Genomic DNA, 18,996 nt, shown 5'->3' on the forward strand with positions numbered 1-18,996 from the left:
GCATGACCAGCCGGTTCAGCCCGGCGTCCCGTAGCCGGCGCAGGGTGCGTGGCGCGTGCCGACGCAGCGGGTCGCGCAGCAACACCGCGCCCGTGGGGCGGCCGTCGAGGCAGACCCAGGCGATCGCGGCGCCGTCGAGCAGGGCGCGGTTCACCACCGCCCGGGCCCATTCCGGGTTGGTGTCGCGCGCGAACTTGCCGACGTGCACGCGCCTTCCGTCCAGCGTGGCGGTGACGCCCCGGCCGGGTTCCTCGACCACGTCGCTGGGCAGCGACAGCGGCAGACCGCGCGCCCGCGCCGCGGTGACGATCGCCTCGGCCAACACGTGCGGAGACATCTGATCCACCGACGCCGCCACCCGCAGGATCTCGATCGCGTCGTGGCCGGGCGCGGCCGCGACGTCGACGACCGCGGGCTGACCCATCGTCAGGGTTCCGGTCTTGTCCATCACCAAAGTCGTTGCGTGCCCAAGGTTTTCCAGGGCACCGCCGCTGCGGATCACCACGCCGCGGCGCGACGCCCGGGACAGCCCGGACACGATCGCGACCGGTGCCGCCAGCAACAGCGGGCACGGCGTCGCCACTACCAGCACCGCGACCGCCCGCACCGGCGAGCCGCTGGCCAGCCACGCCGCGGCGGCCATGCACAGCGTCAACGGCAAGAACCACGCCGCGTACCGGTCCGCCAGCCGCACCACCGGCGCGTTCTGCGCCCCGGCCTCCGCGGCCAGCCGGACGATCTGCGCGTAGGTGCTGGCGTCGGCGGTGGCCGTGGTCTGCATCTCGAAGGCGGTGCCGGCGTTGACCACCCCGCTGCGCACCGGCTCGCCGACGCCGCGTTCCACCTGCAGCGGTTCGCCGGTCAGCACCGATTCGTCCAGCACGGCGACCGCATCGGAAATGCGTCCGTCGACGGGCACCACTTCGCCCGGGCCGACGACCAGCACGTCGCCGACCGCCACGTCGTCCAGCGCGATGACGTCGACGGCCGAGCCGACGCGGCGGCGCGCGAACCTCGGCGCGTGCTCCAGCAGCGCCCGCAGATCATGGGTGGCGCGGCGCTCGGCGGCCGCCTCCAGGGCCCGTCCGCCGGCCAGCATCACCGCGATCAACGCGCCCGCGAGGTACTCGCCCACCAGCAGCGTGCCGACCAATGACAACACCGCGATCACGTCGACCCCGAAGCGGCCCCGGCGCAGGCCGGCCAGCACCCACACCACCGCGGGCACCACCGCCACGACCGTGCCCGCGATCCAGCAGCCGTCGGCGACCCGCGGCGCCCCGGCCAGCCAGGCGATACCGCCGGCCGCCAACGCGACCACCGTCACCGCGGCAAGGGCGGGCTCGACCCACCGAGCGGGCTCGCGTGCCATGCCTGTCAGCCTGATCGCGCGTCCGGCCGGCGGCTAGGGCCGGATGGACGCGGATTGGGGACTCAGGTCACTAGAAAGGGCCGCCGCCTTGTGGCGAGCATGGTGCACGTGACTGAAATATCTTCGGCTGGGACCATGCCGATCTCCACCATCACCGGGGACCCGGTGGCCCGCGTTCCCGCGGACGCCACCATCGCCGACGTCGCCAGGGCCATGGTCACCTGCGACGTGGGAGCCATCGTGATCGGCGACGATGCGCGGCCGACCGCTCTGGTGAGCGAGCGCGACATCGTGCGTGCGGTCGCCGCCGGGCGCAACCTCGCCACCGCCGCGGTGTCCGAGTTGGCCAGCACCAAGCTGGTGTGGTGTGACGCCGACGCCTCCATCGACCAGGTCGCCGCCAGGATGATGGACCGCTACATCCGGCACGTGCTGGTGCAGCGCGACGGCGCGCTGGTCGGCATCGTCTCCGCCCGCGACCTGCTGGGCGTCTACACGGCTTTCGATTCGTAATTCAGGCGGCGTCGCGTCAGGAGCTGAATCGCTCGAAGCGGGTGTCGGATCGCAGCAACACCGGTGACGCGGCGCTGGTGCGCGCCAAGTTGTCCATCCACATCAACGCTTCGGACAGCCCCGCCATGACCGCCACTTCTCGCTCCCCGGTGAGGGTGGCGTACTCAACGGCCCACACCTCCGAGGGCCACTTCTCGCTGCCCATAGCACACATCTTCCCCTAATGGGCGCCGACGAATCTGGGAGTCCGCTGTGTTCAGAATTTGTGCCGGCTGAGGCAGAGCTATGCCCGTGGTGAAAGGCCTGCTCAGCGGCGGCTGTTCGCGGGCTGCGGGGATTTTCTGCGGGTTTCGATCATGCGATTGCGAACGATGTGTTCGACCAGGATGGGCACGAAGGTCTGGACCGGTGCGTCGACGAACTGTTGGGCGGCTTCCTCGCACCAGCTTTTGATCTCGGCGGTCCGGCGGTCGTCGTCGAGCCCCTCGTGCTTGGCCAGCTTGTCGGCGACGTCGGCGACCGACCGCGCCACGGTCGCGCGGCCCACCGGCACGCCGTCGGAGTCGGCGGGTGTTCCCGCTTGCTGTAACGCCTGTCGGGCGACGTCCTCGCTGGTGTCCGGCCGGATCACGTGCAGGGTGAGGTGATGCCCGTTCTCCCCGATCAGGATGAGGCTGGCCGGCTCGTCGCTGGTGAAGCCCAGCAACTCGATGGTGTGCCCGCCCACTTCGGCCAACGGCGGCGTCTCGTGCCAGCCGTTGCGGCGGTAGCCCACCAAGGCCACCTGTCCCAGCCGGTCCGACATCGACGTGACCAGCTCCGGCAATTCGTCGACCAGGCTGGTCGACCGCGGCCACCACGCCCCATCGAGATGTTCCGACACGGATCGATAGGGCTTGAGCTGCAACCGATTGTCGCGCTCCATTTCCACCACCTGCTCGCTGACTCCGCGGGATGCCGTCGTGGAAAACGGTACGGCCGCCGTGGCCAACCCGCGACTCCGACGGGTGTACGCACCGTATACCGCGCATGAACAACGCGTAACCGCAGCCGTTTTGGGCCGACCGGTGCCGACCGCGGCTCAACGGGTGCCTTTCGTCCCTTGTGAAATGCGCTCGCATTGACCACCGTTGCGCTATGCGATCCGCTTATCACCAGCAGCTGGGCGAGTTGAGCGTCCAGCTCAGCGAGATGTGCGGGCTGGCCAACGAAGCCATGCGCCGAGCCACCGAGGCGCTGCTGGAGGCCGACCTCGACGCCGCCGAAGCGGTCATCCGCGACCACGACCGGATGGTGGTGATGCGCGGGCGAGCGGAACGCGAGGCGTTCGCCTTGCTGGCGCTGCAACAACCGGTTGCCGGTGAGCTGCGGGCGATATTCAGCGCGATCCAGATCAGCGCCGACATCGAGCGGATGGGCGCGCTGGCCGTGCACATCGCCAAGATCGCCCGGCGCGAGCACCCGAATCGCGCGCTGCCGGAGGAAGTCCGCGCGTGTTTCGCCGACATGGCGGAGGTGGCGATTAGCTTGTGCGCCAACGCAAAACAGGTGCTGGCTTCCCAAGACCCGCAGCTGGCCGCGCGGCTACGCGAACAAGACGACGCGATGGACGAGCTCTACCGCCGGTTGTTCAGCGTGCTGCTGGATCGGGATTGGACGCACAACATTCCCGTCGCCGTGGACGCGGCGTTGCTGGGCCGTTTCTACGAGCGCTTCGCCGACCATGCCGTGGAGGTGGGTCGCCGCGTCATCTTCATGGTCAGCGGCGACCTGCCCACGCCGGACGAGATCACCACCTACTGACAGGCGGGTGAGCTTGACTGAGAAGATGGGTGTCGTGCAGGTAGCGCCCCACATTCAAGGTCGCCTGTGGCGTCACGGTAAGCCGCAGGACGAGTTTCAGTTCGCCGACATCTCCGAGTACCTCCGCGAGCCCGACGCCCTGGTGTGGGTGGATCTGTGCGAGCCGGACCACGACGCGTTGTGCGGCTTGGCCTCCGAACTCGGGCTGAACACGTGGGCCGTCGAAGATGCCGTGGCGGCCGCCGAACGCGTCAAGGCCACCGCGTACGAAACGCACACGTTTTTCACCGTCTATGCCGTACACGTCGCGGCGGAGGTCACCGACGAACCGCAACGAATGCTTTCCATGCAGCGGATTTCGGCCTTCGTGCTGCCCCGCGGCCTGATCACGGTGCGCCTCACCCCCGACTTCGACATCGCCGCTGTCACGCGGCGCTGGGAGGAGATCGGCGCCCAGCAGTACGGGGTGGGCGCCCTGGTGCATGGGCTGCTGGACGTCGTCGTCGACAGTCATTTCGCCGCGGTCGAGGCCCTGGACGACTGTGTCGAAGCCATCGAGGACGAGCTGTTCGACGGCAGACCGCGCCAGGCCAGCTTCCAGCGCAGGACATTTCAGATGCGACGAGACCTGGTGGGCCTGCGGCGAGTGGCCCTGCCGATGCGCGAGGTGGTCAACTCGATCCAGCACCACCGCCACGAGGTCGGCACCGCCCCGGAACTGGACCCGTTGTACGCGGACCTCTACGACCACGTGTTGCGGGTCTCGGAGTGGACGGAGTCGTTGCGCGACATGGTCACAACGATCTTCGAAACCAACCTGTCGCTGCAAGACGCCCGGCTGAACACCATCATGAAGAAGCTGACCGGGTGGGCGGCCATCATCGCCGTCCCCACCGCGATCACGGGCTTCTACGGGCAGAACGTGCCCTATCCGGGCTTCGGCCACCTCGCCGGGTTCATTGCGAGTACCTGTCTCATCTTCATCCTGATGGTGGTGATCTACGTGATGTTCAAACGTCGCGACTGGCTATGACCGCCGACGCGGATCTTCGGCCGGACTCCGCGGCCTTGAGCGCCAAGCTCGTCGCCGCCGCTCCGGTCGACGAGGTGCTGCGCCGGCTGGGCAGTTCCGCCGCGGGGTTGTCGGGCGCGCAGGCGGCCGCGCGGCTGGAGCGCTACGGACCCAACGCGGTGCGCACGCATCACGTCAATGTCCTTGCGGTGCTGGGTCGTCAGCTGCGCAACGCCGTGCTGATCCTGCTGGCCGGCACCGCGGTCGTCTCGTACTTCCTCGGCGACAGCATGCAGGCCGTCATCATCGGCATCATCCTGGTGGCCAGCGTCGGCCTGGGGTTCATCAACGAATACCGCGCCGAGCGGGCGGCCGCCGACCTGCATGCCAGCGTGCACCACAACGCCGTGGTGCGCCGCGACGGGCAGTTCGTCTCGCTCGCGGTCACCGCGCTGGTGCCGGGGGACGTGATCCGGCTGTCGCTGGGCGAGGCCGTGCCGGCCGATGTCCGGCTGATCGAGGTCAACGGTTTGGAGTGCAACGAAAGCATCCTGACCGGGGAATCGACCGGGTCGGAGAAGTCGCCCCAACCGGTGCCGTCCGAAACCGGCCTGGCCGACGCGACCAACCTGGCCTTCATGGGCACCATCGTCAGTGCGGGCGAGGGCGTCGGGGTGGTGTACGCGACCGGGAAGGACGCCGAATTCGGCCGCATCGCAGCGGGTTTGGACGAGCGCCAACCCGAGACCGGGTTCCAGGTGGGGCTGCGCCGGTTCTCCTATCTGCTGCTGCAAGTGGCGGTCGCGCTGATGGTGGTCATCCTGATCAGCAACCTGTTGCTGCGCAAGCCGATCATCGACTCCGTGCTGTTCTCGCTGGCGATCGCCGTCGGCATCACCCCGCAGTTGCTGCCCGCCGTCGTCAGCACCGGCCTGGCGACCGGATCGCGGCAGCTGGCCAAGGCCAAGGTGCTGGTGAAGCGGTTGGTGTGCATCGAGGACCTCGGCGACGTCGACATCCTCATCACCGACAAGACCGGCACGCTGACGGAAGGCCGGATCCGGTTGGTCGACTCGGTGGACGCCGCCGGTGCGCACACCGAATCGGTCCGCCGATCGGGTCTGCTGGCCACCGACGTGGACCCGAAAACCGGTGGCGCCAGCGCCAATCCGCTCGACGCCGCGCTGTGGGAGTCCCCACAGGCGCATCAACTCATCGGCGAGGCCGCGCAGCGGGTGGCGGTGCTGCCGTTCGACCACGAACGCCGGGCGACCTCGGCACTGATCGACGACGGTGGAAATCGGGTGCTGGTGGTCAAAGGGGCGCCCGAGCAGGTGCTGGCCCAGTGCCACGCCGTCCCGCCGGAGGCGGAGGAAACGCTCGCGGCGTTGTTCGCCGCGGGGCGCCGGGTGGTGGCCGTGGCCGTCAAGCCCGCACCGGCGGTGACGACGCTGACCCGGGCGGAAGAGTGCGAGTTGTCGCTCGCGGGATTTCTGGTCTTCGCCGACGAGCCCAAAGCCGCCGCGCGCCAATCGCTTTCCGAGCTTGCCGACCTGGGCATCGAGCTCAAGATCGCCACCGGGGACAATCCGCGGGTGGCCGAAAAGGTTTGCGCCGACCTGGGTTTGGCGTCCAAGGGCACCGTCACCGGCGCCGAGCTCGATCCGTTGGACGACGACGCATTCGCCGGCGTCGCGCAGCGCAACACGATCTTCGCGCGCATCTCGCCCGAGCAGAAGGCGCGGCTGATCACCGCGCTGCGCCGCAAGGGGCGATCGGTCGGCTTCCTCGGCGACGGTGTCAACGACGCGCTGGCCCTGCACGCCGCCGACGTGGGGATCTCGGTGGACAGCGCCACCGACGTGGCCAAGGACGCGGCCGACGTGGTGTTGCTGGAAAAGGATTTGGGCGTGCTGGCCACCGGGGTGGCCGAGGGGCGGCGCATTTTCGCCAACACCATCAAGTACGTGCTGATGGGCACGTCGAGCAATTTCGGGAACATGTTCAGCGCGGCCGCGGCCTCGGCGCTGCTGCCGTTTCTGCCGATGCTGCCCAGCCAGATCCTGCTGAACAACCTGCTTTACGACACCTCGCAGCTGGCCATCCCCACCGACCGGGTGGACGCGGCGCAGCTGCAGGCGCCCTCGCATTGGAACGTCGCGTTCATCCGCCGGTTCATGCTGATCTTCGGGCCGATCAGTTCGCTGTTCGACTTTCTCACGTTCGGGTTGATGCTGGGCGTGCTGCACGCCGGCGCGGTCGAGTTCCGCACCGGCTGGTTCGTGGAATCGCTTGCGACGCAGACGCTTATCATCTTCGCGATCCGCACGCGCATGGTGCCGTTCTTCCGCAGCCGGCCCAGCGCGTTGCTGGCCGTCACCACGGTCAGCGTGGTCGCGATCGGCGCCCTGATCACCATTTCGCCGCTGGCGCACACCCTGGGATTCACGCCGCTGCCGTGGCAGTTCTTTGCCGTGCTGGGCGGCTTCGTGATGGTGTACCTGGTCCTGGTCGAGCTCGCCAAGCTGATGTTCTACGCCGAGCCGATGAACCATGTCGGGCAGCCGCATCGCACGCGCGGGCACGCGTTTCGCGTCCGGCGACGGGCCGCGCGGTACCACTACATCGAGCGGCGGATGCGGCGGCGGGGCTGAACTCTAGTGCTCGATGTCGATGATCGGCACGTCCGAAAGGCCTTGCTGGATTCCCCGGTCGACCTTGTCGATCAAGGTCGTGCTGCCCGCCGGAGCGGTTTCTTGACAGCTGCAGCTGAGGGTGTTGAAGGGGCTTGGGTCGGCGGTTGCGGTTGCTGCCGTCCAACCGGCAGCGCCGAGCGCGAGTGCAACGCCGACCAAAAGTTTGGGAATCATTTGGCCTTCGAGTTCTCAGGATTATGTCCAGGTCGATTTTATTCGCGCACTTGTCACGAGCCTGTCAACTGCCTGTTAACTTTCAGGCCTGCGCCCCGTACTTCGGGCAGTACGCCCGGATGCTCACGCCCACGAAATAGCCGGCGTGGTAGCCGTCGAGATGGCTGTTGCTCATGACGTCGTTCGCCACCTGTTGCGGCGGTTGGCCGGAGTCGAGCTCCTGGCACACCAGATGCCCCGACCGGATCGCGGTCTCGGGTGATTCGTAGTTGATGCCCTTGGCGGTCAGCGCGGCGAGGAAGGCGTCATCGGTGGCCGTGGCGTGCGCGGACGCGGACGATCCCAGCACGCTCAGCAGCCCGGCCGCCGGGACGACGCCGCCAGCCACCAGCAGCCGCAACCGGCTGGGGTTGCGTACCTGGGTGCTCGTCATTTCTGATACTCCCGTGACATCGAAGTGCCGTTGCTCGCTGACAGCGGGGGCTGCCCGAATATTTTCATGTTGCGGGGCCGCGCGGTGCAGGATCAATCATATTGCGGCCATCGCCACACTCGGATCGGCTTTCGCGCCGGCGCCGTCGGTGTAGGTGAAGATGCCGTACGTGCGCTGGTCGTTGCTGGCCCTTCTGGCGGTGTGCCTCGTCGGCTGCGGCGTGCGGCATGTGTCGGCGGCCGCCGCCCGGGACGCATCCGGGACGTTCCGTTCCGGCGGCATGGACCGAACCTACCTGCTGCACGTGCCCGCGGGGACGCCGGTCGGCCTGGTGCTGAGCCTGCACGGTGGCGGCGGGACCGGGAACGGGCAGCGGGGTCTGACCGACTTCGACACCGTCGCCGACGCCCACAACCTGCTGGTGGTCTACCCCGACGGCTACGACAAGAGCTGGGCCGACGGGCGCGGGGCGTCGCCGGCGGATCGCCGGCACATCGACGACGTCGGATTTCTGGTGGGGCTGGTCGGCAAGCTGCGGGACGACTACGGCATCCCCCCGGGGCACGTTTTCGTCACCGGGATGTCGAACGGGGGCTTCATGTCCAACCGGTTGGCATGTGACCGCGCCGACGTGTTCGCCGCCGTCGCTCCGGTGGCGGGCACCCTGGGGGTGGGGGTGGCGTGCAATCCGTCACGGCCGGTGTCGGTGTGGGCGGCGCACGGCACCGCCGACCCGCTGGTGCCGTTCAAAGGCGGGGTCGTGCGCGGCCGCGGCGGGGTCAGCCACTCCATCTCCGCCGACAGCATGGTGAACAAGTGGCGTTCGGCCGATGGGTGCCAAGGGGATCCGTCGGTCCAGGTGCTGCCCAACGTGGGCGACGGGACCGCGGTGCGCCGCTTCGACTCCACCGGGTGCGCGGCGTCCACCGAGGTGGTGTTCTACCAGATCGACAGCGGCGGGCATACGTGGCCGGGCGGCCGGCAGTACCTGCCGAAGGCGATCATCGGACCCACCACCCGGGCGCTCGACGGGTCGGAAGCGATCGCGCAGTTCTTCCTGGCGCACGCCCGGGACTAGTGGCGATCGCGAGCGCGGCGCAGCCGGGCGCCCGTCAGCGCTGGCAGGACGGGCACCAATACGTGACCCGCTCACCCGAGCCGTCGTAGGCGATAGGGGTGCCGCAGCGACGGCAACTCTGGCCGGCCCGCCCGTAGACCCACAGCTGCCGGCCGGCCCGGGTGTCGCCGGTGGTGCAGCGGTTCCAGCGGAACCGGTTCAGCCACAACATTTCCCGGGCGCGGGATACCAGACGATGCGGGTCGGCCACGGCGCTCACCGGCGCGGTGGGCAGGTGTCCGCTGACGAAACACAGTTCGTTGCAATACACGTTGCCGATCCCCGCCAGCACCCGCTGGTCGAGCAGCGCCTGGGCGAGCGGCCGGTCCGGCTGCGCCGCCAGGTTGGCGGCGGCGAGCGCGGCGTCCCAATCCTCGCCGAGTAGGTCGGGCCCCAGGTGCGCGACGGCGTCGCCGTCGTGGTCGCGTTCGAGGATCTCCAGCACGCCCAAATCCACGCCGACCGCCCGGACGGGGCCGGCCTCCAGGACGATTCGCGCCCGGTGGTCGACGCGCACCGGCCGCTCGCTTACCCGCCAGCTGCCGTCCATCTTCAGGTGCGAGTGGATGCTGGCCCGGCCCACCCGGATGAACAGGTGCTTCCCCCGGCTGAGCACCTCGTCGACGGCCTGCCCGGTGAGGTCGACGGTGGCGTACCGCGGGACGCGGACGTCGCAGCGCGTCAGGGTGCGGCCAACCAGGTGCTGACGCAGGACGGCCGCGGTGTGCCAGACGGTGTCGCCTTCGGGCATGGCTGCCGCGGCCTTATCGGAGCCGGAGCCCGCGCGGTGTGCGGGCGAACCCGGCGTCGACGAGCCCGCCCAGCGCCTCGGACCCGGGCCCGCCGGGTTGCAGCGCCGGCGCGCCGTCGATGCGCTCGACCAATATCGATGCCACGCGCCGCGAGGCGACCAGGTCGGCCAGCGCCGCGGCCGCCGCGCGGTGCGCCGCGGGGTCGTCGGTGAAAGTGAGCAGGGTCCGGCCGCCGCGCTCGAGGAACCAGGCCAGGTGACCGTCGACCAGCACCACGAGGGCGCCGGCCTTGCGGCCCGGCCGCGCGCCCTCCGCGCCCGAGCCGGGCCACGGCAGCGCGGCGCCGTAGGGGTTGGCCGGGTCGGCGGCGGCCAGCACGACCGCCCGGTATTCCGGGCGCTCCGGGTCGATGCCCTCGCTGAAGGTGCGCAGCCGGTCGACGGTCGACGCGACGGCGAACTGGGCGCCGCCCAACGACTCGACGAAGTAGCCGCGCTGGCACCGGCCGGCTTCCTCGAACGTGCTCAGCACCTTGTAGAGCGTGGCGAACCCGCCGGTGACCCCCTCGGCCGCCACCGCGCCGCGGGTCAGCACGCCGTGCCGGCCCAACAGCAGCTCCGCCTGGTAGTGGGCGCGCATGGTGGAATCGGGCTCGGGCACCGGCAGGGCCGACCATCGGCCCGCCACCGTCGGGTCGGACGGGCGGGACTGCGCGTGCGCGACGCTGTACCGGCTCAGCCGCGGCGGCCGGTGCGACCGGTGCGCCGGGGCCGAGCGCTTGCGGCTCCCGGCGCCGCCGAGCACCGCGCGCACCGGTGCGAACGTGTCACCGGTGACCCAGCCGGCCCAGATCAGCTCCCACAGCGCGGCTTTGAGCTCGGCGTCGGGGATCCCGTCCTGGGCCAGCTGGCGGAAGAAGTACGCGCCGCCGCCGGCCAGGGTGTCCAGGATCGCGCGGTGGGCGCCGGTGAAGTCGATCTCGGCCGGCGCCGCCAGGGTCAACGGCGCGGACTCGCCGACGTGCAGCGCCAGCCAGCCGTCGCCGGCCGAGATCGACCCAGCGCCCGACCAGGTCACCTCCCCGGCGGCGAGCAGCTCGTCGAGCATCGCGGGGGCGTAGTCGCGGACCCGGGGACCCAGCACCAGCGGTTCGATCGCCGAGGCCGGCATCCGGACACCGGCCAGCTGGTCGATCACCGACATCAGCCCGTCCAGGCCCGAATGCCCGGTGGGCATCCGGTGCCAGGCCGGCAGGAACCGCCCGTACGCGGCGGTGCTCACCGGCTCGACCTGTGCGCGCAGCGCGGCCAGCGAGCGCCGCCGCAGCACCCGCAACACCTCGGCGTCGCACCACTGCTCGCCGCCGGCCCCCTCGGGGTGATCCGCGGCGACGAAGTCGCCGCGCACCAGCCGGCCGTCGGCGGCCAGCCGGCCCAGCACGTCGGCAGTGACCCGCAACCCCAGCCCGAAGCGGGCCGCGGCCTCGGCGGTGCTGAACGGGGTGTGGGTGCGCGCGTAGCGGCCCAGCAGCTCGCCCAGCGGGTCGGCCACCGCCCCGGTGAAGGCGGCCGGCACGCCCAGCGGCACCGGCACCCCGACCCCGTCGCGCAGCCGGCCGATGTCCTCGATGGCCACCCACCAGCCGCGGCCGGCGAACGACACGGGCAGGGCCCGCCGGGCCGCGAGCAGGCCTTCGAGCCAGCCGCCGACCTCGGCACCGCCGGCCCGGGCGGCGACCTCGTCCTCGGTCAACGGACCCAGCAGCCGCAACAGGTCCGCGACGCCCTCGGCGTCGCGCGCCGCCCGGTCCTCCGACAGGTGCTGCAGCTGGCGGCCGGTCGCGGCGATGACGTCCGCGTCGAGCAGCTCGCGCAGCTCGACGCGGCCGAGCAGCTCGGCCAGCAGCGTGCTGTCCAGCGACAGCGCGGCGGCCCGCCGCTCGGCCAGCGGGGTGTCGCCCTCGTACATGAACGCGCCGACGTAACCGAACAGCAGCGACGACGCGAAGGGCGACGGCCGCGCCGTCTCGACTTCGAGCACCCGCACCTTGCGCTGCGCGATCCCGGCCATCAGCGAAGTCAGGGCGGGGACGTCGTACACGTCTTGCAGGCATTCGCGGATGGTCTCCAGCACGACCGGGAAGTCCGGGTACTTGCGGGCCACGTCCAGCAACTGGGCCGCCCGCTGGCGCTGGTGCCACAGCGGCGACCGCTTACCCGGGTGGCGGCGGGGCAGCAGCAGCGCCCGGGCCGCGCACTCCCGGAACCGGGAGGCGAACAGCGCCGAGCCGCCCACCTCGGCGGTGACGATGGGATCGATCTCGTCGGCGTCGAAGACGAACAGTTCGGCGCCCGGCGGGGCCTCGCCGGTGTCGGACAGGACGTCCGGCAGCCGCACCACGATGCCGTCGTCGGAGGCGGTCGGCTTCTCGTCGAGCCCGTAGCGTTCCCGCAGCCGCCGCCCCACCGCCAGCGCCAGCGGCCCGTTCACCCGCAGCCCGTACGGGGAGTGCAGGATGACCCGCCAGTCGCCCAGTTCGTCGCGGAACCGCTCGACCAGCAGGGTGGTGTCGGTGGGGACCACCCCGGCGGCGGTGCGCTGCTCGTCCAGCAGCGCCCACATGTTGTCGGTCGCGTAGGCGTCGAAGCCCAGGCCCGCGCAGCGGGCGTCGAAGGCGTCGCGGTCGAGCCCGGCCAGCTCCCCGGTGAACGCGCCCAGCGCGGCGCCCAGCTCCGCCGGCCGGCCGGCGTCGTCGCCGCGCCAGAACGGCAGCCGGGCCGGCTGGCCGGGCGCGGGGATCACCAACACCCGGTCGTGGGTGATCTCGGTGATCCGCCAGCTGGTGGCGCCCAGCGAGATCACGTCGCCGGGCCGCGACTCGTAGACCATCTCCTCGTCCAGTTCGCCCACGCGCGACGGCTTCTCCGCCTCGGTGGCGAGGTAGACCGTGAACATGCCGCGGTCGGGGATGGCGCCGCCGGAGGTGACGGCCAGCCGCTGCGCGCCGGGCCGCGCGGTCAGCGTGCCGGTGTCGCGGTCGTAGACCAGGCGGGGACGCAGCTCGGCGAACTCGGTGGACGGATACTTGCCCGCCAGCAGGTCCAGGGTGGCCTCGTACACGCTGCGCGGCAGCGTCGCGAAGGGCGCGCTGCGGCGGACGGTGTCGAACCACCGGTCGGCGTCCAGGGGCTCCAGCGCGGCGGCCGCCACCGTCTGCTGCGCCAGGATGTCCAGCGGGTTGGCGGGCACCCGCATGGTTTCGATCTCGCCGGCGAGCATCCGTTGCACGGTCACCGCGCAGCCGATCAGGTCGGTGCGGTGCTTGGGGAACAGCACGCCCTGGGACACCTCCCCGACCTGATGGCCGGCCCGCCCGATGCGTTGCAGGCCGCTGGCCACCGAGGGCGGCGCCTCCACCTGGATCACCAGGTCGACGGCGCCCATGTCGATGCCCAGCTCCAGGCTCGACGTCGCCACCACCGCCTTGAGCAGCCCCCGCTTGAGGTCCTCTTCGACCAGCGCCCGCTGCTCCTTGCTGACCGAGCCGTGGTGGGCGCGCGCCAGTATCGGCTCGGCGCCGTAGGTCTGGCCGCTGCCCATGATGTGCGCGGGCGCCCCGCCCGCCACCTTCGGGTTGGTCTCGCCGGACAGATCCACCCCGCACCGTTCGGCGTGTATCTCGTTGAGCCGCGCGGTGAGCCGCTCGGCCAGCCGCCGCGAGTTGGCGAACACGATGGTCGAGTTGTGCGCCTCGATCAGGTCGACCAGGCGCGCCTCGACGTCGGGCCAGATGCTGTTGTTGGCCAGGTTGGCCATGTCGGGCACCGGCACCTGCACCGTCAGCTCGACGGTCTTGGCCGCGCGGGGCGCCACGATGGTGGTCGGGCTTGCTCCCGACAGAAACCGGGCGAGCTCCTCGGGCGGCCGCACCGTCGCCGACAACCCGATGCGCTGCGCGGGCGGCGCGTCCCGCAGCTCGTGGGACAGATCCTGCAGCCGCTCCAGCGACAGGGCCAGATGCGCACCGCGCTTGCCGGCGGCGATGGCGTGGATCTCGTCGACGATCACCGTCTGCACGCCGGCCAGGGTTTCGCGCGCGGCCGAGGTGAGCATCAGGAACAGCGACTCCGGCGTGGTGATCAGCACGTCGGGGGGCCGCGCGACGAGCTGGCGGCGTTCGGCGGGCGGGGTATCGCCGGAGCGGACGCCCACGCTGATGTCGGGCGGCGGGAGGCCGTGGCGTTCGGCGATGCGGGTGAGGCCCGCCAGCGGGGTGCGCAGGTTGCGTTCGACGTCGACCGCCAGCGCCTTGAGCGGGGACACGTACAGCACGCGGGTGCCGGACGGCTTCTCGGCCGGGCCGACGGGATCGGAGGCGAGCTTGTCCAGCGCCCACAGGAACGCGGCGAGCGTCTTGCCGGATCCGGTCGGCGCGATCACCAGCGTGTTGTCGCCGTCGGCGATGGCGTCCCATGCTTCGGCCTGCGCGGTGGTGGGCCCGGCGAACGTGCTGGTGAACCATTCGCGCGTGGTCGCGCTGAAACGGCTCAACGGCTCACGGGTGGTCACCCAACCATGGTGCCAAGGCGCACCGACAAAAGGTCAGCGCGGCTGGATCCGGGCCGTCGCCATCGCGTGCGACAGTTCCTCGGGTATCTCCGGCACCCGGGCGATGGCGTCGAACAGCGAGTGCGCGCACGCGTCGGCGAGGCGTTCGGCGTTGATCGTCGGATCGATGATGCGCTGGCGGCAAAGTTCGAAGGTGAACGCCAGCCAGCCGTGACAGATCACCCGCAGGTCGCGCTCCACGTCGGCCTCCAGCTTGGCCCCCGAGATGTTGGCCACCAGGTCGTGGATGCGGCTCATGATGTGCTCGAGCTGGCGGTTCTTGGCTTCGTCGTCGACGCCCAGCAGAACCGGGTCCGACCGGCCCAGCCCGACGTACGCCGCCCAGGCGGCCTCGGGGTTCTGCTCGTGGTAGGCCATGTAGGCCATGACGCCGGTCCGCACCTCTTCGTACATCGTCAGGCCGGTGGCGTCGTCCATATTGGTGGTCTCGTACAGCCGATCGGCCTCGTCCTTGACCACCGCGGCGAAGAAGGCCCGCTTGTCGGGGAAGTAGTGATACATCAGCGCCCGCGACACTCCGGCGCGCTCGGCGATCTCGTCGATCCGCACCTCGTCGTAGGGTCGCTTTCCGAAGACTTCCGCCCCCAACGCGAGCAGCTCAGCGCGTCGATCCTCGGGGGACAAGCGCCTTCGGGCTGTCGGCATGTCAGAGATAGTACTCATCGGTGCTGAGACACCAACCACATTGTGTCTTTCCGGCCTCCGAGCCCCGGGCCAGCGATGATTCGTCGGAGTAATTGACGGTGACGTCGACGCGCCGGGCCGGTTTTGCCGGGTTTGCCGACGGGTATTTGAACCCATGCGCTTTCCGCTTGGTGCCAGCGCGGTTGCCCGGCCGGTCGCCGGACAATTCGTCATTGCGCGGTAACTATTGCGACGTAGCAAACGATGAACAATGCGTTGGCCACATGGGGGATATGAGGGGCACGAATGCACAAGGCGGATGAGCGGTCCGGTGGTGACCGCTTGGGACAGGAAGACGGCGAGGTGCGCGCCGCCATCCGGTTCGCTGTCGTGGCCGCCGCTGCGGCGGTGGTCTTTCTGGTCATGGCCGCGCTGTGGGTGAGCACCTGCCCGAGCAATGGCGTCGACACCGTCGCCTGCGGCGCGCCGCAGCGGACGCTGCTGGCGGTGGGGGGACCGTTGATCCTGCTGGCGTCCGGGCTGTGGGCGTTCCTGCGCACCTATCGCGTGTGGAAGGCGCAGGGCACCTGGTGGGGTTGGCACGGTGCGGGCTGGTTCCTGTTCACCCTGATGGTCTTGATGGTGGCGCTGGGCGTGGCCCCGATCGCGGGCCCGGCGCTGCCCCTCTGACTGGGTCTCGCCAAAAGCCTCCCGGGCGATCTACCGTTGATGGTGCAACCCGTATTGAGCTGCGCAAGAGATCTCCACTAGGAGCAGCCATGGGAGACACCTTTCATGACCCCGTCGACCATCTGAGGACTACGCGGCCGCTCGCCGGGGAGTCGTTGATCGACGTGTTGCACTGGCCCGGTTATTTGCTGGTGGTGGCCGGCGTGATCGGGGGGTGCGGAAGCCTGGCGGCCTTCGGCACCGGACACCACCACGAGGGCATGACCGCGGGCGTGCTCGCGATCGTCGCCGCCGTCCTCGGGCTGGCGTGGGTGGCGGTGGAGCACCGGCGGATTCGCCGGATCGCCGATCGCTGGTACGCCGAACACCCCGAGGTCTACCGGCAGCGGCCCGCCAGTTAGGAGCCCGTCCGGCGCGGCCGACCCCGCGGCGAGGCCATTTTTGCCAGCAAGCAAACCCGGGGGTTACCGGCCCCGTCGAGCGGGTATCAGGTGTGCACCATGATGAGTGCCGGAACGGTTGCGTCAGCGTGGTCGCCCCATCATGTGGGCCAGGATCACGTAGACACCGACATAGATGCATACAGCGAGAACGACCAGTATCAGCAGCGCGATCCCGGCGATCACCGCCACGCGCTTGAGCCGCCGCGCCCGAACCGGATCGGCGGTTCAGGCGCGCTTGTGCCGGGTCGAATACCCGGCGGCAGCCATGACTAATCGGCTCGAACGGCCGGTACACGGCGGGCTGAGGGGTGGTAGTAGTGTCAGTCAACCATTGCCGGGAGACCAGATGAACGACGCGGGATTGCGCACTAACAAACGTCAGCGTGGCCATCGCGCCGTCGAGCTGCACGTCGCGGCACGCCTGGAGAACCTCGCGATGCTCCGGACGCTGGTCGGCGCGATCGGCACCTTCGAGGACCTGGACTTCGACGCCGTGGCCGACCTGCGCCTGGCGGTGGACGAGGTGTGCACCCGGTTGATCCGCTGTGCCACCCCCGACGCGACTCTGGTGGTCGTGGTCGACCCGCAGGACGACCAACTGGTGGTGGAGGCGTCCGCGGCGTGCGACACCCACGACGTGGTGGCGCCCGGCAGCTTCAGCTGGCACGTCCTGACGTCGCTGGCCGACGACGTCCAGACCTTCCACGATGGTCGCGAACCCAACCAAACCGGCAGCGTCTTCGGTATCACGCTAACGGCGCGACGGGCGGCCTCCAGCAGGTGACCCCACCAGCTGCCGGCGGTTCCGTCTCGCGCCCGAACGAGTACGCCGATGTCCCGGACATGTTCCGCGAGTTGGCCGATGTCGCTCCGGACTCGATGGAATTCCAGCGTCAACGGGACAAGATCGTCGAGCGCTGCCTGCCGCTCGCCGATCACATCGCCCGCCGGTTCGAGGGACGCGGCGAACCGCGCGACGACCTCGTGCAGGTTGCGCGCGTCGGTCTGGTCAACGCGGTGGTCCGCTTCGACGTGGAGACCGGTTCCGACTTCGTGTCGTTCGCGGTGCCCACGATCATGGGCGAGGTCCGCCGGCACTTCCGGGACAACAGTTGGTCGGTCAAGGTGCCGCGGCGCCTGAAGGAACTGCACCTGCGCCTGGGCACCGCCACCGCCGATCTGTCGCAACGGCTGGGCCGGGCGCCCACCGCGACCGAACTCGCCGCCGAGCTGGGCATGGACCGCGAGGAGGTGGTCGAGGGCCTGGTGGCGGGCAGCTCCTATAACACCCTGTCCATCGACAGCGGGGGCGGCAGCGACGAGGACGAGGCCCGCGCCATCGCCGACACGCTGGGCGACGTCGACACCGGGCTGGACCGGATCGAGGATCAGGAGTCGCTGCGGCCACTGCTCGAGGCGCTGCCCGAGCGGGAACGAACGGTGTTGGTGCTCAGGTTCTTCGAGTCGATGACGCAGACACAGATCGCCGAACGGGTCGGCATCTCGCAGATGCACGTCTCCCGCCTGCTGGCGAAGTCGCTAACGCGGCTGCGTGACCAACTGCAGTAGGGAGCGCGGCTCTTCCTCGCCGTCGTGCAGCTCTCCCAACAGCGGCTCGAGCGCGGGCGTCGTCACCGGCAGGGTGCCGTCGGGGTCGCAGATCCGCAGCAGGCGCGCCACCGCCGGGCTGGGCGCCATCGCCCAGGACGCCTGGGCGCCCGAGCACACCACGTTGATCCGGTGCAGGGACGAAAACCCGGCCGTGCCAATGAATTTCAGGCCGCGCAGGTCCAGGATCACGCGCCGGGTGCGACCGATGCCGTGCCGCACGTAGGCCACCAGCTGGTCGGCGTTGGCGGCGTCGAGCTCACCGTCCACCGTGATCAGGGTCCCCGTGGGTTCCCAGCGCGCGGTGAAATGCGCCGGGCGGCTGTGTTGCCAAGATTGGGCCACAGACATTACTGACTCCATCCGAAAGCAGGATGCGCGAAGACGTCAGGAGTGCTTTTGAGGACAGGGAATTCACCTGCCCCGCGCGCCTTGACGTGATCCGGACGGCTGTGAACTCAACCTGCCCCGAACGGTACCCGCGCAGGGCGAGCCCGACAACTGTTTCCGGGGATTATTGTTCCGCTGGTTACTTGATCTCGGCGAGCACCGTGCCCTGGGTGATGGCCGCACCGGCCTCCACCGCGAGTCCGGTGATGACGCCGTCCTTGTGCGCGGTCACCGGGTTCTCCATCTTCATCGCCTCGAGGACGACGACCAGGTCGCCCGCGGCGACCTCCTGTCCCTCCTCGACCGCGACCTTGACCACGGTGCCCTGCATGGGGGCGGTCACCGCGTCACCGGAGGCCGCCGCACCCGAGTGCGCCCCGCGCTTGCGCGGCTTGGGCTTCTTGCGGATGACACCGGCCTCGCCCGCGCTGCCGTTGGACAGGGCCAGATCGCCGGGCAGCGACACCTCGAGGCGACGGCCGCCGACCTCCACCACCACCGTCTGGCGGGGCCGGGCGTCCTCCTCGTCGAGGGGCTCGCCACCGGTGAAGGGCTCGATGGTGTTGTTCCACTCGGTCTCGATCCAGCGGGTGTGCACCGAGAAGCCGTTCTCGTCGCCGATGAACGCGGGGTCGGACACCACGGCGCGGTGGAACGGGATGACGGTGGCCAGCCCCTCGACGTGGAACTCGTCGAGGGCACGGCGCGAGCGGGCCAGCGCCTCCTCGCGGGTGGCGCCG

The 18,996-nt window shown here is 70.1% G+C and carries 19 protein-coding genes; 9 read left to right on the forward strand and 10 right to left on the reverse strand.

Translation table 11 applies throughout. From position 1 onward, the window contains the following. Positions 1-1,372 (reverse strand): HAD-IC family P-type ATPase (locus A5680_RS02885; protein WP_156674985.1); only part of this gene is annotated, 1,372 nt, incomplete at its 3' end. 108 nt (positions 1,373-1,480) lie between these two features. Between A5680_RS02885 and A5680_RS02890 the strand changes: the two genes are divergently transcribed. Further along, complete coding sequence (locus tag A5680_RS02890; RefSeq protein WP_067815974.1) at positions 1,481-1,885, forward strand: CBS domain-containing protein; 405 nt, start codon at positions 1,481-1,483, stop codon at positions 1,883-1,885. Positions 1,886-1,901: 16 nt separating this feature from the next. Here A5680_RS02890 and A5680_RS02895 read toward each other — a convergent pair whose 3' ends face one another. Both A5680_RS02895 and A5680_RS02900 read right to left on the reverse strand, forming a co-directional pair. Then, entirely contained in the window at positions 1,902-2,090 is a 189-nt protein-coding gene (locus tag A5680_RS02895; protein ID WP_055405509.1) for a hypothetical protein, read from the reverse strand. A gap of 102 nt (positions 2,091-2,192) precedes the next feature. Beyond that, positions 2,193-2,810: a DUF5994 family protein gene (locus A5680_RS02900; protein WP_055405513.1), complete on the reverse strand. Its 618-nt coding sequence runs from the start codon at positions 2,808-2,810 to the stop codon at positions 2,193-2,195. A gap of 212 nt (positions 2,811-3,022) precedes the next feature. On the opposite strand from A5680_RS02900, the gene phoU reads away from it, so the two are divergent. The 3 genes from phoU to mgtA are packed head-to-tail and all read left to right on the forward strand — an operon-like array spanning position 3,023 to position 7,354. Further along, on the forward strand, positions 3,023-3,688 hold the full coding sequence (phoU, locus tag A5680_RS02905; protein ID WP_055405510.1) for a phosphate signaling complex protein PhoU: 666 nt from the start codon (positions 3,023-3,025) through the stop codon (positions 3,686-3,688). 34 nt (positions 3,689-3,722) lie between these two features. Next, complete coding sequence (locus A5680_RS02910) at positions 3,723-4,721, forward strand: magnesium transporter CorA family protein (protein WP_067815977.1); 999 nt, start codon at positions 3,723-3,725, stop codon at positions 4,719-4,721. Then, positions 4,718-7,354, forward strand: coding sequence for a magnesium-translocating P-type ATPase (gene mgtA, locus A5680_RS02915; RefSeq protein WP_067815963.1), 2,637 nt, complete (start codon positions 4,718-4,720; stop codon positions 7,352-7,354). Before A5680_RS02910 ends, mgtA begins: the two co-directional genes overlap by 4 nt. Positions 7,355-7,357: 3 nt before the next feature. Here the strand turns inward: mgtA and A5680_RS02920 are convergent, their stop codons facing one another. Together A5680_RS02920 and A5680_RS02925 are read right to left on the reverse strand one after the other, a co-directional pair. After that, a complete protein-coding gene (locus tag A5680_RS02920; protein ID WP_067815966.1) occupies positions 7,358-7,570 on the reverse strand; it encodes a hypothetical protein in 213 nt (70 codons plus the stop codon). Positions 7,571-7,652: 82 nt separating this feature from the next. Next, positions 7,653-8,003, reverse strand: a complete 351-nt coding sequence (locus A5680_RS02925) for a DUF732 domain-containing protein (RefSeq protein WP_067815969.1) — start codon at positions 8,001-8,003, stop codon at positions 7,653-7,655. A 160-nt stretch (positions 8,004-8,163) separates the two neighbouring features. On the opposite strand from A5680_RS02925, the gene A5680_RS02930 reads away from it, so the two are divergent. Beyond that, entirely contained in the window at positions 8,164-9,081 is a 918-nt protein-coding gene (locus A5680_RS02930; protein WP_067815981.1) for a PHB depolymerase family esterase, read from the forward strand. A 34-nt stretch (positions 9,082-9,115) separates the two neighbouring features. Here the strand turns inward: A5680_RS02930 and nei2 are convergent, their stop codons facing one another. Genes nei2 through A5680_RS02945 form a run of 3 tightly spaced genes read right to left on the reverse strand, consistent with a single transcriptional unit; the run spans position 9,116 to position 15,146 of the window. Further along, positions 9,116-9,871, reverse strand: coding sequence for an endonuclease VIII Nei2 (nei2, locus tag A5680_RS02935; protein ID WP_055405174.1), 756 nt, complete (start codon positions 9,869-9,871; stop codon positions 9,116-9,118). Between the two features lie 13 nt (positions 9,872-9,884). Further along, entirely contained in the window at positions 9,885-14,441 is a 4,557-nt protein-coding gene (locus tag A5680_RS02940) for an ATP-dependent helicase (protein WP_067815971.1), read from the reverse strand. 33 nt (positions 14,442-14,474) lie between these two features. Next, positions 14,475-15,146: a TetR/AcrR family transcriptional regulator gene (locus A5680_RS02945; RefSeq protein ID WP_055405176.1), complete on the reverse strand. Its 672-nt coding sequence runs from the start codon at positions 15,144-15,146 to the stop codon at positions 14,475-14,477. A 285-nt stretch (positions 15,147-15,431) separates the two neighbouring features. On the opposite strand from A5680_RS02945, the gene A5680_RS02955 reads away from it, so the two are divergent. From A5680_RS02955 to A5680_RS02970, 4 genes are all read left to right on the forward strand, one after another. Continuing rightward, positions 15,432-15,815: a hypothetical protein gene (locus A5680_RS02955; protein ID WP_055405178.1), complete on the forward strand. Its 384-nt coding sequence runs from the start codon at positions 15,432-15,434 to the stop codon at positions 15,813-15,815. Positions 15,816-15,904: 89 nt separating this feature from the next. Then, positions 15,905-16,216, forward strand: coding sequence for a protein UsfY (gene usfY / locus A5680_RS02960; RefSeq protein WP_055405179.1), 312 nt, complete (start codon positions 15,905-15,907; stop codon positions 16,214-16,216). Between the two features lie 388 nt (positions 16,217-16,604). Further along, positions 16,605-17,042 carry an ATP-binding protein gene (locus tag A5680_RS02965; protein ID WP_055405180.1) on the forward strand — a complete coding sequence of 146 codons (438 nt, stop codon included), beginning with the start codon at positions 16,605-16,607 and terminating at the stop codon, positions 17,040-17,042. Beyond that, a complete protein-coding gene (locus A5680_RS02970) occupies positions 17,039-17,827 on the forward strand; it encodes an RNA polymerase sigma factor SigF (protein WP_055405181.1) in 789 nt (262 codons plus the stop codon). Before A5680_RS02965 ends, A5680_RS02970 begins: the two co-directional genes overlap by 4 nt. Here the strand turns inward: A5680_RS02970 and A5680_RS02975 are convergent. Together A5680_RS02975 and A5680_RS02980 are read right to left on the reverse strand one after the other, a co-directional pair. Then, entirely contained in the window at positions 17,798-18,229 is a 432-nt protein-coding gene (locus tag A5680_RS02975) for an STAS domain-containing protein (protein WP_055405182.1), read from the reverse strand. The two genes, A5680_RS02970 and A5680_RS02975, sit on opposite strands and share 30 nt — an antisense overlap. Before the next feature lie 166 nt (positions 18,230-18,395). Further along, positions 18,396-18,996 (reverse strand): biotin/lipoyl-containing protein (locus A5680_RS02980; RefSeq protein WP_156674986.1); only part of this gene is annotated, 601 nt, incomplete at its 5' end.

Origin of the sequence: Mycobacterium sp. E2989 (genome assembly GCF_001667595.1) — a bacterium.
GTDB lineage: Bacteria > Actinomycetota > Actinomycetes > Mycobacteriales > Mycobacteriaceae > Mycobacterium.

What these genes read in the sequence shown, in the direction of transcription:
- A5680_RS02895 (WP_055405509.1), bottom strand. Translation starts at nt 2,090, where the DNA reads ATGGGCAGCGAGAAGTGGCCCTCGGAGGTGTGGGCCGTTGAGTACGCC.
- A5680_RS02900 (WP_055405513.1), bottom strand. Translation starts at nt 2,810, where the DNA reads ATGGAGCGCGACAATCGGTTGCAGCTCAAGCCCTATCGATCCGTGTCG.
- phoU (WP_055405510.1), top strand. Translation starts at nt 3,023, where the DNA reads ATGCGATCCGCTTATCACCAGCAGCTGGGCGAGTTGAGCGTCCAGCTC.
- mgtA (WP_067815963.1), top strand. Translation starts at nt 4,718, where the DNA reads ATGACCGCCGACGCGGATCTTCGGCCGGACTCCGCGGCCTTGAGCGCC.
- A5680_RS02920 (WP_067815966.1), bottom strand. Translation starts at nt 7,570, where the DNA reads ATGATTCCCAAACTTTTGGTCGGCGTTGCACTCGCGCTCGGCGCTGCC.
- A5680_RS02925 (WP_067815969.1), bottom strand. Translation starts at nt 8,003, where the DNA reads ATGACGAGCACCCAGGTACGCAACCCCAGCCGGTTGCGGCTGCTGGTG.
- A5680_RS02930 (WP_067815981.1), top strand. Translation starts at nt 8,164, where the DNA reads ATGCCGTACGTGCGCTGGTCGTTGCTGGCCCTTCTGGCGGTGTGCCTC.
- nei2 (WP_055405174.1), bottom strand. Translation starts at nt 9,871, where the DNA reads ATGCCCGAAGGCGACACCGTCTGGCACACCGCGGCCGTCCTGCGTCAG.
- A5680_RS02945 (WP_055405176.1), bottom strand. Translation starts at nt 15,146, where the DNA reads ATGCCGACAGCCCGAAGGCGCTTGTCCCCCGAGGATCGACGCGCTGAG.
- A5680_RS02955 (WP_055405178.1), top strand. Translation starts at nt 15,432, where the DNA reads ATGCACAAGGCGGATGAGCGGTCCGGTGGTGACCGCTTGGGACAGGAA.
- usfY (WP_055405179.1), top strand. Translation starts at nt 15,905, where the DNA reads ATGGGAGACACCTTTCATGACCCCGTCGACCATCTGAGGACTACGCGG.
- A5680_RS02965 (WP_055405180.1), top strand. Translation starts at nt 16,605, where the DNA reads ATGAACGACGCGGGATTGCGCACTAACAAACGTCAGCGTGGCCATCGC.
- A5680_RS02975 (WP_055405182.1), bottom strand. Translation starts at nt 18,229, where the DNA reads ATGGAGTCAGTAATGTCTGTGGCCCAATCTTGGCAACACAGCCGCCCG.